The organism is Lentilitoribacter sp. EG35 (genome assembly GCF_040784015.1).
GTDB lineage: Bacteria > Pseudomonadota > Alphaproteobacteria > Rhizobiales > Rhizobiaceae > Lentilitoribacter.
In genome coordinates this window covers 54,228-68,306 of record NZ_JBFNGQ010000013.1, presented here as the reverse complement: position 1 = coordinate 68,306, position 14,079 = coordinate 54,228, and the positions used below count along the sequence as shown (strand labels likewise).

Sequence of the window (14,079 nt, the reverse complement as noted above, 5' to 3'; positions counted from 1 at the left end):
CCTCAAAATGTCTCACAGTCCAATAATCGGACAAATAGTGTCGTGACGATCACTTTGGGTTATGCAGCTTACAAAGCATTACAAATATCAAGGAGATAGTGAGGCGTTGGCGAACGAAACACGACTATTCGACCTTGGAAACAAACGAACCTGCCGGCAAACCCATAATACCCGTTGATCAATACATGAAATCTAGTGAATTGATCATCATCCGGTCTTGGCGTAGTTGTGAGCCTCATCCAAATTTTAGGTGATTCTATCATGCTTACGACGATTTCCATTTGTTGGAATGACAAGCTTTGGCGACTGTCATTTTGCTGCATATTATTTATGGGGGTCGTGGTGGCCTCTCTCATGCCATATCTATCGATCATCGGCATCGAACGGCTTGGTTTTTCTGATACCACCTATGCCATAGTCACCACTGGTGGCGCCCTGATGAGCCTGTTAGCATCTGTGTTTGTGGGGGTTTATACTGACCAAACAGGCAGATATCGGGAAGTGCTTATCACCTCCATCGCGCTAGGAATTATCGGCAGCTTGGCCATGTATCTCATGCCAGCAAAAGGTACATTCATCCTCGCTCATGTTCTCATGATACCGTTGGCATCTACGGCATTTACGCAATATTTTGCGCTTGGCCAGCTGGCAGCAAATCGTAATCCTAAAATCGACCGTGATTTTTCGTCCTCTGCCATTCGTGCAGGGTTTTCGCTGTCATTTGCGCTCACACCGCCTGTTTGGGCTTTTTTCATTGCCCAGGGCATGGATCTTTTTATCATTTATGCTGTCATGGCGGTTTTGAATATATTCATACTCACACTTGTGTTCACAAGCTGGCCCAAAGACCAGACATCAGACAATAACGAGAAATCAGGCATCACATTTTTTCAAGGCTTGCGCGAGCTAACAGCCCTGCCCGTCATGATCCGCGTATTCGCAATTTCTGCAATTTTGGGTGCGGTTAACCTCTATAACATTGTACTTGGCTTAATCATCATCAACAATTTGGATGGTATTGAAGCGCAGGCTGGTCTGTTCGCAGGTGGCGTGGCGTTGATAGAGGTGCCCGTGATGCTGATCAGTCCAGCCATCCTTCGTTATGTTTCAAAATCAGCATTCATTGGCGTTGGTGCGCTCATCTATATCATCTATCTCATCCCTTTTGGCACCATGAGTTCGATGACATCTGCATGGTGGCTCATGTTGCCTGCGGGTATTGGTGCGGGCATTTTGCTGTCCGTAAGTGTTGGCTATATGCAGGATATGATGACCCACCGCCCCGGTGCTGGCGGTGCTTTGGTGTCGGTTTCCCATTTTAGTGCTGCAATTTTTGCCTCGGGCGTATTTGCGTTCGGCACCAGCGTTTCCGACTATGTGGGCACCTCGTGGATTGGCGCAGGATGTGCAATCTTTGGCGCCATCCTGCTGATGGGCTTTGACAAGTGGCGACTGCGCAGTAAAGCTTATTTATTGAAACAGGGAATTGAGGTTTAATCATCATTCACCTTTTTGGTTGACTCATAAAATACATCATGGTAATTCATCCTTATGGTTGAACGAGAGAATAACGAACGCCTGAATAAAATTCTAAACGCTGTGCGCGATGCAACACGGCGAGAATTGCTCACGCTTCTGGTCCAGCATGGCCCTACCCGCGTGACGGATCTTGCTACGCATTTTGATATGAGCCTCAACTCAGTATCAAAGCACATTAAAATTTTGGAAGGTGCCGAACTCGTCAGCCGAAAAACCGCTTGGCGTGAACACTTGATCGAAGCGAATTTGGAACCGGTACAGGAGATTGACCGCTGGTTCTCTCAACTTCGCTCGATCTGGGACATGCGTCTTGAGGCCTTAGATGAGATGATAACAAAGGACAAAGATGATGAGTGAACTATCAACAAGTGTTTCGCGCAATATTGCAGCGCCCCGCACAAAAGTTTTTGATGCATGGCTAAACCCTGAAATGCTGGCAAAATTTATGACGCCAATGCCTGGCACAACGGTGCCGGTAGCTAAGAGTGATGCCTCAGAAGGCGGCCGTTTTGAAATTGTGATGGCGATCGGTGATGATGAAATCCCACACTCGGGAACATATAAAGAAATCTCGCCGCACGAGCGTTTGGTCTTTACATGGGAAAGCCCGTTTTCTGTGCCAGATTCAACCGTGACTTTAGATTTTGCAGATGCTGATGGCGGAACGGATATCACGCTTACACATATAAAATTCCCGTCCGAGGAAGCACGCGATAACCATACCGGTGGCTGGACGGGAATTTTAGAAGCACTGGCTGCAAATATATAAGCATCGCATTCCAGGCCATATTTAGCTGAGAGAGGGGAAAAACTCAGCTAAATTTGGGGGACCTTTAGCTAACTGTTATATTGGCTAAGGATATGAAGTTCGCTTCGGTTAAGCTTTTTATCATTATTGAGATCAACAGCGTTAAACTCAAATTCTGTCAGGTTTGGAATGAGGGAAAATGCCTCTACAATTCCAATATTACCGTCATTGAGATCTTGCGTGATGAGCGTACCAAACTGGTTCACATCATGATGCTCATTAATGCTGAAAGCGTGAGACGTTGACATCATAGCCAGCGTTAAGCTAGAAATAAGAAGTACGTATTTCATAATATATGTTCCTTTTGTTGGTGTTGTGGCATCGGCAATTGATTTTCTAAATAGATATTTGTGGTATCTTAGAAAATGACGCGGGAACCGTTATGAACTATTCATTTGCACGTAATGGCTTAGTTGCTGTTACGTGCTTTTTTATGGGTTCTCGCAAACGCGGGAATTACGCAACTCAATTACTATTTGGTGGAAACGCCCCGATTTAGAGGGAGGTAAATCGGAGCGTTTGGTTTTAAGTCGTTATGACTTAAACGTTTTTAAATTCTGTTGGAGACAATTTACCGTCGTTGTTTGCATCAGCAGCCTGGAACTGGATAGCAGAGATGCCTGCACGGGTTGCTTCGTGGATGCTCACAAGACCATCACCAGCTTGAGATGCATATACACCGTTTGCATCGCCACGTGTATCATCAACAGATGTGAAGTTAAGTGCAGACGCACCAGTTAGAGCCATTGCAGATAGTGCGATTGTTGTAAGTACGATTTTCATAAGTTTATTCCTTAAATTACGTCGGCATTTCCAATATTTGGGTGTGGTGCCGTTTTAAATGATTGTTTGTTTAGGTTTAGTGTGGTCTTCAAGGCACCCCATTTTAGCCCTTGGGAGGGAAAGCTAAATGTGGGGCCCTATCAGATCGTGTTCGTTCAAAAAGTCTAGCGATTAGCCAAGATTTCTGAACTCAGTTGGAGACAATTTACCGTCGTTGTTTGCATCAGCAGCCTGGAACTGGACGGCAGAGATGCCTGCACGGTTTGCTTCATGGATGCTCACAAGACCATCACCAGCTTGAGATGCATATACACCGTTTGCATCGCCACGTGTATCATCAACAGATGTGAAGTTAAGTGCAGATGCGCCAGTTAGAGCCATTGCAGATAGTGCGATTGTTGTAAGTACGATTTTCATAATATTTTCCATTCATTTGTTTGTGGAACGTTGTGGCGTTCCTGTTGGTTTAAATGTGAGACATTGTGGTGTCTCGGGTTTAAGTTTGAGATGTTGTGGCATCTCGGTGGTTTACATTTAAGACATTGTGGCGTCTCAGTTAGTAACTTGTTTGAAGCGCCCCAATTAATCCGTTTGGTTAATCTATTTGCCTAACCCGTTTGGATGTTGTTGGCTGCGTTTCGATGAGTTGAATATAGGCCTCAAAAATGCGTTTTCAAACTAAACTCATCACACATAAATGTGAGTGCGGGTGCGCGTGTTTGTCACTTGAATCTGCAAAGGTGACTGAAAGAGGTCAGTTTTATTAATAAATGCAAGCAACTAGCTTTTTGTGCATTGTTAATATTTCTTCACAAAGCGGTCACAAATGCCCTGAAAAAAATGTAATTTTCATGTTTTTTGGGGTGTTTTTTCTCAAAATGAATCTTGTTTTGTGAACGGCTGAGAGTAACCGAGAGCGATAAGGCGATTTGTTTTTTAAAAATCCGCACTTTTATTACAAATCAATCTAAGTCTGAAGCATGATCTTTCTCACTCAGATAAGATGATTTGAGATTTCACAGATGCAATTCGAACATCATTTAGAAGAAAGTCACTAAACTCAGACAATTTCCTGGTGTCGGGTAATGCCACCTCAATCAAACAATCCAGCTCACCAGATAACGAGACAACCCGTTTGACCCCATCCAACGTGCCAAGCCAGTTCAAAATGGGTTCACACGGGCGTTGTGAGAAGCAGATAAAAACAATGGCTTTGATTTTTCCATTATGTTCCTGGTCTATTTCAACCGTATAACCTTTAATTATACCGCGCTCTTCCATACGTCGAATGCGATCTTGCACCGCTGTGCGCGACAGAGCAATTTCTTTGCCAATTGTGGTTGCAGGCATTCGCGCATTGATGGTCAATTGCCTCAGAATTTTTCTATCTGTTTGATCCAAAGCAGCTCCATTCAAATACGGCATTTCGCAGCCAACATACGTCACGTCGCAAGATGATCTTCTTGCGGGTGTCAGCTACTTTATAGATGCAAGTCAAAGGAGCAAGCATGCATATTATTAATCCGAGGTCATTTACAGGAAACTCAGCATGGGATGCGCTGGATATTGAGCAATTCGAGAATGCAACCGTTCGTCTTCACTGGACGGATCAACCATACAAATGGCATATCAATGACGGACCAGAAGTTTTTGCTGTTATGGATGGCACCGTGGATATGCATGTCAAGCAAGATGGCAAAGAGAATGTTTTTCGTTTATATATTGGCGACATCTTTCACGCCCAAAGCGGTGATGAACACGTCGCCCATCCTGTCGGCCCTGCCCGTGTGCTGGTAATCGAGAAAGCTGGCAGCATCTGAAAATATGTTGAGATTTTTCAAACAAAAAAGCCGCATGTCGTATCTGACATGCGGCCCAAACCAATTGGTTTAATTCATATTCAAAATGTTAGCGATTAGCCAAGATTTCTGAACTCAGTTGGAGACAATTTACCGTCGTTGTTTGCATCAGCAGCATGGAACTGGATAGCAGAGATGCCTGCACGGTTTGCTTCGTGGATGCTCACAAGACCATCACCAGCTTGAGATGCATATACACCGTTTGCATCGCCACGTGTATCATCAACAGATGTGAAGTTAAGGGCAGATGCGCCAGTTAGAGCCATTGCAGATAGTGCGATTGTTGTAAGTACGATTTTCATAATATTTTCCATTCATTTGTTTGTGGAACGTTGTGGCGTTCCTGTTGGTTTAAATGTGAGACATTGTGGTGTCTCGGGTTAATATCTTGTTTGAAGCGCCCCGTTTAATCCGTTTGGATGTTGTTGGCTGCGTTTCGATGAGTTGAATATAGGATTGGAAAATGAGAAAATAAATTAAACTCGGCGCACATAAATGTGAGAGCCAGTGTGTGGCTCAAGCTCTTGAATATCAGACCTCGCAAAACAAACAGATAATTTCATAATAAATTCAAATGAATAGCATTTCGTCAAACCAATCAAGTAAACACGAGCCTCGTGAGAAACCACACAAAACCTGTTCAAACTTTTTGTTTTTCCTGCAAAAATCTCAATAAATCCACCCTCCAAAAACCAACCTTTGTGAGCGGATGAGAGCAACCGTGACGGAAATGGGGAGAGTTGCAGTGAGGAAAAATTGGAATAATTCCTCCTAAATATAACTAATCTTGCGAATTAAAACTCGCATCGAAGAAATCACGCTCGCATTTTACGGCTCTGGCAAACATCTGAGTTGCATCTGCCTTTTGCTGATCAGTTAAACCATCCCAAACTTGATCAAGTTGGCTCCGCAAATATTCAACAACACCCTCAAAGCCATCACCACAATGAAGGTCAATCCATTCAGAAAACCAAAATGGTAAGTCGGGCGAGTAGGCAACATATCTATTGGCCCAAGTAAGGTAAGACCACTCAGCAACAACAAGAACTGCAAGCATCTGCTCATAGCGACCTGATACCTGCGCCTCGCGCATTAAATTCTGAAACGCAAGTGTCGATTTGGCCGCCGGCGCATTTTGTTCTTCTTGCGTCATATTCAAAGCTTCAAAACTGCGGAGAAAATATGTATTTTCTGGCCCGGTAATAACAGCTAAAAATTGCGCAGCAGGAATACTATCTGCCAGTGTCGGCGCATGAGTAATTGCGGTTGCCAGTAACCGCACAAACCGATCGATAAATTTATAATCCTGTGCCAGATACCACTTCATTTTCTCGATAGGCAGCGTTCCCTCGGCCAACTCTTTACAGAAAGCATGATTGGTCGCAGCCTCCCAGGTTTCAGAGCAATCATTCATAAGTTGATCTGTCGCGCGCATAAAAGTCCTCCAAATTTCTTATCTATGGCAGATAGAAGAGCTTCAAACAGAGATCAATTGAAATATCGCCTAAGCAACTTGCATTTTCGTCTCAACAAGGGACGATCACAACATTGTTTCAATTCTCATCATTCAGTTTAAAAATACTATGTAAAATTCATTTTTTATGTAAATGATTAGCTTAGAAATTGATTTCAGCTAAATGGAGAACCAATGTCTGAATTCCAGTTAATTGATCAAAATGTCCTGCGGGCTGCTTTCTCCTCCGCGATGTCAAAAATGTATCGAGATGAAGTACCTGCTTACGGTACTTTGATGGACCTTGTTGCCGAGGTAAATGTCAAAAGGCTTGCTAAAGATACGTCTCTTGCAAATTCACTACTAGCAACAGATGGACTGAACAGGATTTCGGATGAACGGCATGGAGCTATCCGAGTTGGAACTGAAGCAGAATTAAAGATGATCCGCCGCGTTTTCGCGCTTTTGGGTATGTACCCCGTGGGCTATTATGATCTTAGCGTAGCGGGTATTCCGGTACATTCGACAGCCTTTAGACCGCTTGGCCAGGAAGCTTTATCACACAATCCATTTCGGGTTTTCACATCGCTCCTGCGGCTTGACCTTATCAATGATAATAATTTGCAAATACAAGCCGAGAATGTGTTGGCAAAGAGACATATATTTTCCGGTGCAGCGGTCAAGCTTATTGAAAAGGCTGAAAATGAAGGCGGTGTCTCGATACCAGATTCAGAGCACTTCATTCGGGAAATTTTGAAAACATTCAAATGGCATACGCAAGCCAATGTTACACATGAACTTTATAATAAACTCCATGATGCCCATCGACTCATTGCAGATATAGTCTCGTTTAAAGGCCCACATATTAATCACCTAACACCGCGCACTCTTGATATTGATCAAGTGCAAGATCTAATGCCCTCCAGATCAATCAATCCCAAAGCCGTGATCGAGGGACCTCCCAAACGCAAGTGCCCCATTCTTCTGCGGCAAACCTCATTTAAAGCCATAGAAGAAGATGTCGATTTTACTGATGTAAAAAATGGCAAACATACGGCTCGTTTTGGGGAGATTGAACAGCGAGGTGCGGCACTAACGCCTAAAGGCCGCGCGCTATATGATAGGTTACTCAATAAGACGCGCGATAAATGTACACCCGCAGCGGATGGATCTAATGCGCAAGATTACATCAACACTTTAAATCAAGTCTTCGTAGAGTTCCCCGACGATTGGAAGACCTTGCACACTGAGAAACTTGCCTATTTCTCATATCAAGCAACCAAGAAAGATCTTGCAAAAGCCGATACCAATTTATCCTTTGATGAACTAATCGAAGCCGGCGTCATTCGTTTTGACCCAATCATTTATGAGGATTTCTTGCCCGTTAGTGCCGCTGGAATCTTTCAATCGAATTTAGGTGATAAAGAAGCCGCAAATATTGCACAAAACAGCAACCAAGACTTATTTGAGAACCAACTCGGCGCAAAGGTATTGGATGAATTTGAGCACTATGCGAAGATTGAAGCGGCTTCGAAAAAAGCGTGCTTAGAACAACTCCAATTTTGAAATGAGCAGTAATAAGGCCGGCATGCTTCTACTTATCCACGGATGGATACTGCCTTAAATTAAGGTTTATCAGCAACTAAATTTAACTATTAGAGACCAGTCAGTCTCTAATTCACAAACTTGTGAACATGAGTTTATTAGACTGATCGGTTCCTAATTGATATTCACCTTTCAACGGCAGCACAGCACTTCCGCTAAACCCCTTCAACTGCCGCGAAAAGGATTTCAAATGTTTCACAAAGCTACAAAAACACCGCGACTATTTTCATCCGCCATCTTCTCCGCAATAGCCTTATCATTCGTCATCGCGACATCCGCACCTTCGAACATAGCTCACGCAGGTGAACTTCTCGCAAGTGGCACATTCTCAGGTCAAAGTGATCATATAACCACCGGTAAAATCACTATCGAAAAAGAAGGCGATAAAACCTTTGTTGTCCTTCACGATGATTTCTCACTTGATGGTGCGCCTTCTCCTACACTTGGGTTTTCAAAAGCTGGAGCATTCGACGAAAAAACCGAGTTCGCAGAACTTAAATCATTAAAAGGGCAACAACGTTATGAAGTTCCTTCGAGTATTCTTGTAAGCGCGTATGATGCATTCACTGTTTGGTGCGGTAAATTCTCAGTACCACTGGGTTCTGCAAAATTGAAATAACGCAAGCATTAAATCACACTGAGGGCGATGATTAAGCCTAGATATTGATCTATCGCCCTCATTGGCAAAGCCGTGTGATGATGCCATATATATCACTACAATCTAAGATGAGAGACTTGCATGGCACGACCAAGAGAATTTGAAATGGATACAGCTCTTGCCAATGCCATGGATGTTTTCTGGACCTTTGGCTATGAAGAAACATCTCTTACTCAATTATTAGATGGAATGTCTTTGTCTCGGGGCAGCCTGTATAAAGCTTTCTCCGACAAACGATCACTGTTCTTTGCAGTCCTTAATAAGTATGACGAAGAAGCTGTGTCACCTGCAGTCAAATTATTATCTGACACAAAAATTTCCGATGGTACAAAACGCATTGAAATTCTATTTGGAAGAATACTAAACGGGGTTAAACAGGGCGATCGTCGAGGCTGCCTTTTGTGCACGGCTGCCGCAGGTTCCGCGCCCCATGACGCAGAAATTGCTACACAGGTGCATCGCCTATTTGATAAAATGAGATATGGGTTTGAAACTGCAATTGGACAATCAATTGAGTTCTCAAACCAGCCGACCAAAGTGAAATCCAATATTGTCAACTTATTGATGGCGCAATATGTCGGCTTACGGGTATTGGCCCGATCCGGTGCGCCAATTGAAACACTGGAGCAGGTCGCCACATCCATCAATTATATTCTGATCGGTCAATTAAGCTCCGACAGCAGATAATACCGACCGCGCTAAAAGCGGCTTTACGAAATAATTTATTCCCATTGTGACCCCATTGTAACATTGTCACTGACTGCCGATTTTATTTACGTGATTATCCATAACGATATCCGCGATTGTGCGGGCTAAGTTAAAAGGAATATTACCATGAACGTGCAGTCCCAAAGCACCGCAGAGGCGCATTACAGCCCTCTTTATTTTCTCGCCGCGCTTGGTGCCGGCGGGCTAGTTGTAACCTTCTTTATGTACCTGATGTTCTGGGTGCCCCACAAAGGTCAACCCGTACCGGTGTTTGAAGACATCTGGGCATATACACAGACCGCCAACCTTAGTGGACAAATAGCTGTTGCAGTCGCTTTATTTGGCGTTGCAATATTTGCAATATTGCATTTTTATCTCATCATCTGGAATTTGCGCCAAAGCGCAGATTTTCGTAAATCTGCCGCCTATGAGAAACTGTTGAAATCCAATGCAGAAACACAAACTATGGCAGCACCGCTAGCACTTGCCATGTCTGTTAATGTTGGTTTCATCGTTGGATTGGTATTTGTTCCGCAACTTTGGTCGGTTGTTGAATACCTGTTCCCCGCCGCGATTATCGCATTTGTTGCAATTGGCTATTACGCGTTTCAGCTGCTTGCTCGTTTCTTCGGTGGAGTCATGGTTGAAGGCGGATTTAATTCATCTGCAAACAATTCATTCGCGCAACTTCTGCCGGCATTTGCCTTATCAATGGTCGCCGTTGGCCTTGCAGCACCATCTGCCATGTCTCAAACAAAATGGATTGTCGGAGCGTCAGAAATATTATCCACGTTCTTTATCGTCACTTCGGTTATCATGACCATGATTGCCATTGTCATGGCTGTTCAATCCATCGTTAAAAACGGTACTGCGCCTGAAGCAGCACCGACACTGATGGTTGTCATACCTTTCATCACCGTTTTAACTATTGCATTATTGCGTCAGAACCACGGTTTACATACAGCCTTTGAGGTACATACATCTGCTGGTGAGACATTTAGTTTCCTTACACAAATGCTTTCCATTCAGGTTCTCTTTGCCTTGCTGGGATTATTGGTTTTAAAACGCCAGAACTACAAAGAAATGTTCCTAAGCAATACAGGAAAGCGCTCTGCGGGTTCCTATGCGCTTGTCTGCCCCGGCGTAGCCCTATCAGTCATGATACATTTTTGGGTAAACAAAGGATTGGTTGCCACAGGCCTCATTGCCAAATTTGGCGTCGCGTATTGGGCATTCACAGCTCCGGCCCTGATCCTTCAACTCGCAATGATCATTCTGCTTTTCAAGTTACATGATCTGCATTTTGCTCGTCCAAAAATTGCATCCGGTGCCATGCCAGCAGAATAAATAGATACGGGCAGGATGGTGAACCGTCCTGCCTCAACATATACCCCTCATATATAAAACCATAACAACTATCACATAGAAATGCTTACCTTCTCTCACCAGTTTTGATTGGTGTATTTGCAGGGTGAGCATTTCCTTGTTTGCATCGGCAATATGTGCGACTTAAGTCCCGCATGCCATTGAAACTTTATCTTCACAGATTGGATGGCTATTATTTAGAGACGTTGCAGCGACGTAACTAGTTGCGGGAGATCACAGGATGACAGATTCAAATCAGTGGATTGATCGCTTTCCCGGACTGTCACGCTTAGAACCTTCTACAAAAGAAGCACTCCTGACCCGCAGCAACATTGTTAACTACCCAAAAGACACGCTGCTATTTGGACCCGGGAAATCGCCAGAATACATGTTGTTTCTGATTGAAGGAACGGTTCGCGTCCAGCAAGTTTCCGAAACCGGGCATGAGATTGTGCTATATCGCATAAATGCCGGCGAAAGCTGCGTTTTAACCACCGCTTGTCTTTTAACATATGAAGACTATTCCGCCGAAGGCATATCAGAAACAAAGGTGCAGGCTGTTGCGGTGCCCAAAAATATTTTCGATGATCTCGTTGCACAGTCAAAATCATTTCGAGATTTCGTCTTTGCCGCATTTTCAAAACGCATCACCGATCTGTTCCTGATGATTGATGAAGTAGCTTTTCAGCGAGTAGATGTCCGCTTAGCCGACAGACTTGACAAACTTGCTGATGATCAAGGTGTTGTTAAAACAACCCACCAGAAACTTTCCATTGAGCTGGGAACCGCAAGAGAAGTGATTTCAAGGCAACTTCAGGAATTTCAACGACGCGGCTGGGTCGAACAGAACCGAGGCAGCGTAACATTACTTAACCGAGCGCAGATCAGGCAACTTGCAGATCACAATACCTAGTTTATTCACCCCAATTAGGACGCCTTTACATACACCCCAAATACTTGTGCTCGCTGAATATTGCGAAATTTTCTGCACTTGATAAACTAAGCCACCAAAAGTTTTAGAAAGGTCACGCCATGAATTTCATAACTAACATGTTTCGTAACGCTGGTTGGATTATCGCACTCATGGCTGCGACCGGACAGGCCCATGCAACATCTAATATCGAATGCACTGGTGTAAATTCAGATGCTGGAGTCAGTATCTTAATTGGTGCCGGACCTGTGTTAAATGCATTGGAAGCATCCGTATCTTTGAACGAGCGCTATATTACGACCTATAAACATCAAGAAGGCGAGCATGCTAATATTGTACAGTTTCAAGCAAATGAATATGAAGTGCAGCTTGATTTGATGGATGATCAAGCAGAGGTGCTACTCGCCTCCATCCGCATCTTGAAGTTCATTGACAAAAACAACGACGAAAGCGAACCATATCAGATCGGATATATGCACATAAATGGTTCGCAAGCGGTGGGCATCACCTGCGAAGGACCTTAGAGACAGCGTAAAACTGACCTAAACATCTCTCATCCAGCTTAATACAAACAAAAACCGGACAGGTTTCCCCATCCGGTTTAAACATTTTACTGATCTTAAATCAGAAAAATATGAAGCTTCCCGCCTGTTAGGCGTTGCGGATATCCACAAAATGACCATTGATCGCAGCAGCGGCAGCCATTGCAGGAGATACAAGATGTGTTCTGCCTTTAAAGCCCTGACGACCTTCAAAGTTTCTGTTTGATGTTGATGCGCAGCGCTCTTCAGGTTTCAAGCGATCATCGTTCATGGCAAGGCACATAGAGCAGCCCGGTTCGCGCCATTCAAAACCAGCTTCAATGAAGATTTTGTCCAAGCCTTCTTTTTCGGCCATCGCTTTAACCAACCCAGAACCCGGCACGATCATGGCATTTACACCGTCAGCGACTTTCTTGCCTTCAACAACTTTCGCAACCTCACGAAAATCTTCGATACGACCATTTGTGCAAGAGCCGATAAAGACACGATCAATCTTAATGTCGGTAATTGGCGTCCCTGGCTTAAGTCCCATATATTCAAGCGCACGCCATTTAGACTTACGTTTATTCTCATCTTCGATATCATCAGGGTTTGGTACAACGCCTTCAATCGAAATCACATCTTCCGGTGAAGAACCCCAAGAAACGATCGGTGGCAAATCTGCTGCATTGAGCACGATTGTCTTATCGTAATGAGCGCCTTCGTCAGAGGCGAGTTTTTTCCAATATTCGAGCGCATTGTCCCAATCAGTGCCCTGCGGTGCACGTGGTTTGCCTTTGAAATATTCGTATGTTTTCTCGTCCGGTGCAATCAGGCCAGCGCGTGCGCCGCCTTCAATTGTCATGTTGCAGACAGTCATACGGCCTTCCATCGAAAGCGCACCGATTGCTTCACCAGCAAATTCGATCACATAACCGGTACCACCAGCCGTACCAATTTCACCGATGATCGCAAGGATGATATCTTTTGCTGTCACACCTTCTGGCAATTGACCATCAACACGCACAAGCATGTTTTTAGCCTTTTTCTGGATAAGTGTTTGCGTTGCAAGTACGTGCTCAACTTCTGATGTGCCAATACCATGAGCCAACGCACCAAACGCACCATGTGTTGAGGTGTGACTATCACCACAAACAATTGTCGTGCCCGGAAGCGTAAAGCCTTGCTCTGGACCAACAACATGCACGATACCCTGGCGCACATCGCTTTCATTGAAATATTCAACACCAAATTCTGAAGAATTACTTGCCAAAGCTTCCACCTGAATGCGGCTCTCTTCGTTCTTGATACCTTCATAACGATCTTTGGTCGTTGGCACATTGTGATCCACAACAGCGAGTGTTTTCCCCGGTGCACGGACTTTGCGTCCTGTCATGCGCAAACCTTCAAAAGCTTGCGGGCTTGTTACTTCATGCACAAGGTGGCGATCAATGTACAAAAGACATGTGCCATCTTCCTGTGTGTCTACAACGTGATCATCCCAAATTTTATCATACATAGTACGAGGTGCAGTCATATCGATATTCCTTAGTGATTTTATAAAAGTGTGTCGTGGTTGCTTAAGCCACAACAAACCCGCGCCCAGCGCTGGTAACAGCTAGCAAAAAGCGAGATGGCAAGCGTTTATGATCCGTTAGGAGCACAACTTGGTATGTCGCATCTATTGATAAATCTATCATGGAGTTTCAATAGCAACGTTTACCGTCAGAGGCAATTGGCAACACCCATCAAATTGAAAATTTGAATGAGTCTCATTTTTTAGCAAAACAATACATTTTACTCTCTAGAAATAGATTTTCTTTTCTTTAGCGCGCATTTTTAAGACCTA

Annotated in this window: 17 protein-coding genes; 10 read left to right on the top strand and 7 right to left on the bottom strand. The window is 44.1% G+C overall.

Features of this window, described 5'->3' with window-relative positions; all coding sequences use genetic code 11:
* Window positions 1-261 precede the first annotated feature (261 nt).
* Genes AB2J24_RS18155 through AB2J24_RS18145 form a run of 3 tightly spaced genes read left to right on the top strand, consistent with a single transcriptional unit; the run spans window position 262 to window position 2,308 of the window.
* Window positions 262-1,497, top strand: coding sequence for an MFS transporter (locus AB2J24_RS18155; protein ID WP_367386528.1), 1,236 nt, complete (start codon window positions 262-264; stop codon window positions 1,495-1,497).
* Between the two features lie 54 nt (window positions 1,498-1,551).
* On the top strand, window positions 1,552-1,896 hold the full coding sequence (locus AB2J24_RS18150; RefSeq protein WP_162651390.1) for an ArsR/SmtB family transcription factor: 345 nt from the start codon (window positions 1,552-1,554) through the stop codon (window positions 1,894-1,896).
* Entirely contained in the window at window positions 1,889-2,308 is a 420-nt protein-coding gene (locus AB2J24_RS18145; protein WP_367386527.1) for an SRPBCC family protein, read from the top strand. The genes AB2J24_RS18150 and AB2J24_RS18145 overlap by 8 nt, the downstream gene beginning before the upstream one ends.
* A gap of 68 nt (window positions 2,309-2,376) precedes the next feature.
* On the opposite strand, the gene AB2J24_RS18140 is transcribed toward AB2J24_RS18145, so the two are convergent.
* The 4 genes from AB2J24_RS18140 to AB2J24_RS18125 all read right to left on the bottom strand — a co-directional run bounded on the left by AB2J24_RS18140 (window position 2,377) and on the right by AB2J24_RS18125 (window position 4,555).
* A complete protein-coding gene (locus AB2J24_RS18140) occupies window positions 2,377-2,637 on the bottom strand; it encodes a hypothetical protein (RefSeq protein WP_162651392.1) in 261 nt (86 codons plus the stop codon).
* A gap of 250 nt (window positions 2,638-2,887) precedes the next feature.
* Window positions 2,888-3,130: an EF-hand domain-containing protein gene (locus AB2J24_RS18135; protein ID WP_162651393.1), complete on the bottom strand. Its 243-nt coding sequence runs from the start codon at window positions 3,128-3,130 to the stop codon at window positions 2,888-2,890.
* A gap of 171 nt (window positions 3,131-3,301) precedes the next feature.
* Window positions 3,302-3,547 carry an EF-hand domain-containing protein gene (locus AB2J24_RS18130; RefSeq protein ID WP_367386526.1) on the bottom strand — a complete coding sequence of 82 codons (246 nt, stop codon included), beginning with the start codon at window positions 3,545-3,547 and terminating at the stop codon, window positions 3,302-3,304.
* A 573-nt stretch (window positions 3,548-4,120) separates the two neighbouring features.
* On the bottom strand, window positions 4,121-4,555 hold the full coding sequence (locus tag AB2J24_RS18125; protein ID WP_367385202.1) for an Lrp/AsnC family transcriptional regulator: 435 nt from the start codon (window positions 4,553-4,555) through the stop codon (window positions 4,121-4,123).
* A gap of 83 nt (window positions 4,556-4,638) precedes the next feature.
* Between AB2J24_RS18125 and AB2J24_RS18120 the strand changes: the two genes are divergently transcribed.
* Window positions 4,639-4,950, top strand: a complete 312-nt coding sequence (locus AB2J24_RS18120) for a cupin (protein ID WP_367385201.1) — start codon at window positions 4,639-4,641, stop codon at window positions 4,948-4,950.
* 95 nt (window positions 4,951-5,045) lie between these two features.
* On the opposite strand, the gene AB2J24_RS18115 is transcribed toward AB2J24_RS18120, so the two are convergent.
* Window positions 5,046-5,291, bottom strand: a complete 246-nt coding sequence (locus tag AB2J24_RS18115) for an EF-hand domain-containing protein (RefSeq protein ID WP_367386525.1) — start codon at window positions 5,289-5,291, stop codon at window positions 5,046-5,048.
* A gap of 479 nt (window positions 5,292-5,770) precedes the next feature.
* On the bottom strand, window positions 5,771-6,424 hold the full coding sequence (locus tag AB2J24_RS18110) for a TenA family protein (RefSeq protein ID WP_367386524.1): 654 nt from the start codon (window positions 6,422-6,424) through the stop codon (window positions 5,771-5,773).
* Between the two features lie 213 nt (window positions 6,425-6,637).
* Here AB2J24_RS18110 and AB2J24_RS18105 point away from each other — a divergent pair, with 213 nt between their 5' ends.
* The 6 genes from AB2J24_RS18105 (at window position 6,638) to AB2J24_RS18080 (ending at window position 12,233) form a co-directional block, all read left to right on the top strand.
* Complete coding sequence (locus AB2J24_RS18105; protein WP_367386523.1) at window positions 6,638-8,008, top strand: VOC family protein; 1,371 nt, start codon at window positions 6,638-6,640, stop codon at window positions 8,006-8,008.
* Between the two features lie 229 nt (window positions 8,009-8,237).
* Window positions 8,238-8,666 carry a DM13 domain-containing protein gene (locus AB2J24_RS18100; protein ID WP_162653244.1) on the top strand — a complete coding sequence of 143 codons (429 nt, stop codon included), beginning with the start codon at window positions 8,238-8,240 and terminating at the stop codon, window positions 8,664-8,666.
* Window positions 8,667-8,786: 120 nt separating this feature from the next.
* On the top strand, window positions 8,787-9,392 hold the full coding sequence (locus AB2J24_RS18095; protein ID WP_367386522.1) for a TetR/AcrR family transcriptional regulator: 606 nt from the start codon (window positions 8,787-8,789) through the stop codon (window positions 9,390-9,392).
* 147 nt (window positions 9,393-9,539) lie between these two features.
* Window positions 9,540-10,760, top strand: a complete 1,221-nt coding sequence (locus AB2J24_RS18090; protein WP_367386521.1) for a TsoY family (seleno)protein — start codon at window positions 9,540-9,542, stop codon at window positions 10,758-10,760.
* 259 nt (window positions 10,761-11,019) lie between these two features.
* Window positions 11,020-11,691, top strand: a complete 672-nt coding sequence (locus AB2J24_RS18085) for a Crp/Fnr family transcriptional regulator (protein WP_367386520.1) — start codon at window positions 11,020-11,022, stop codon at window positions 11,689-11,691.
* Window positions 11,692-11,810: 119 nt separating this feature from the next.
* Complete coding sequence (locus AB2J24_RS18080; RefSeq protein WP_367386519.1) at window positions 11,811-12,233, top strand: hypothetical protein; 423 nt, start codon at window positions 11,811-11,813, stop codon at window positions 12,231-12,233.
* Between the two features lie 127 nt (window positions 12,234-12,360).
* Here the strand turns inward: AB2J24_RS18080 and leuC are convergent, their stop codons facing one another.
* Window positions 12,361-13,767 carry a 3-isopropylmalate dehydratase large subunit gene (gene leuC, locus AB2J24_RS18075; protein WP_367386518.1) on the bottom strand — a complete coding sequence of 469 codons (1,407 nt, stop codon included), beginning with the start codon at window positions 13,765-13,767 and terminating at the stop codon, window positions 12,361-12,363.
* Between the last annotated feature and the right edge of the window lie 312 nt (window positions 13,768-14,079).

Coding starts and splice junctions, on each gene's coding strand:
- AB2J24_RS18155 (WP_367386528.1), top strand. CDS start 262: ATGCTTACGACGATTTCCATTTGTTGGAATGACAAGCTTTGGCGACTG.
- AB2J24_RS18150 (WP_162651390.1), top strand. CDS start 1,552: ATGGTTGAACGAGAGAATAACGAACGCCTGAATAAAATTCTAAACGCT.
- AB2J24_RS18145 (WP_367386527.1), top strand. CDS start 1,889: ATGAGTGAACTATCAACAAGTGTTTCGCGCAATATTGCAGCGCCCCGC.
- AB2J24_RS18140 (WP_162651392.1), bottom strand. CDS start 2,637: ATGAAATACGTACTTCTTATTTCTAGCTTAACGCTGGCTATGATGTCA.
- AB2J24_RS18135 (WP_162651393.1), bottom strand. CDS start 3,130: ATGAAAATCGTACTTACAACAATCGCACTATCTGCAATGGCTCTAACT.
- AB2J24_RS18130 (WP_367386526.1), bottom strand. CDS start 3,547: ATGAAAATCGTACTTACAACAATCGCACTATCTGCAATGGCTCTAACT.
- AB2J24_RS18125 (WP_367385202.1), bottom strand. CDS start 4,555: ATGCCGTATTTGAATGGAGCTGCTTTGGATCAAACAGATAGAAAAATT.
- AB2J24_RS18120 (WP_367385201.1), top strand. CDS start 4,639: ATGCATATTATTAATCCGAGGTCATTTACAGGAAACTCAGCATGGGAT.
- AB2J24_RS18115 (WP_367386525.1), bottom strand. CDS start 5,291: ATGAAAATCGTACTTACAACAATCGCACTATCTGCAATGGCTCTAACT.
- AB2J24_RS18110 (WP_367386524.1), bottom strand. CDS start 6,424: ATGCGCGCGACAGATCAACTTATGAATGATTGCTCTGAAACCTGGGAG.
- AB2J24_RS18105 (WP_367386523.1), top strand. CDS start 6,638: ATGTCTGAATTCCAGTTAATTGATCAAAATGTCCTGCGGGCTGCTTTC.
- AB2J24_RS18100 (WP_162653244.1), top strand. CDS start 8,238: ATGTTTCACAAAGCTACAAAAACACCGCGACTATTTTCATCCGCCATC.
- AB2J24_RS18095 (WP_367386522.1), top strand. CDS start 8,787: ATGGCACGACCAAGAGAATTTGAAATGGATACAGCTCTTGCCAATGCC.
- AB2J24_RS18090 (WP_367386521.1), top strand. CDS start 9,540: ATGAACGTGCAGTCCCAAAGCACCGCAGAGGCGCATTACAGCCCTCTT.
- AB2J24_RS18085 (WP_367386520.1), top strand. CDS start 11,020: ATGACAGATTCAAATCAGTGGATTGATCGCTTTCCCGGACTGTCACGC.
- AB2J24_RS18080 (WP_367386519.1), top strand. CDS start 11,811: ATGAATTTCATAACTAACATGTTTCGTAACGCTGGTTGGATTATCGCA.
- leuC (WP_367386518.1), bottom strand. CDS start 13,767: ATGACTGCACCTCGTACTATGTATGATAAAATTTGGGATGATCACGTT.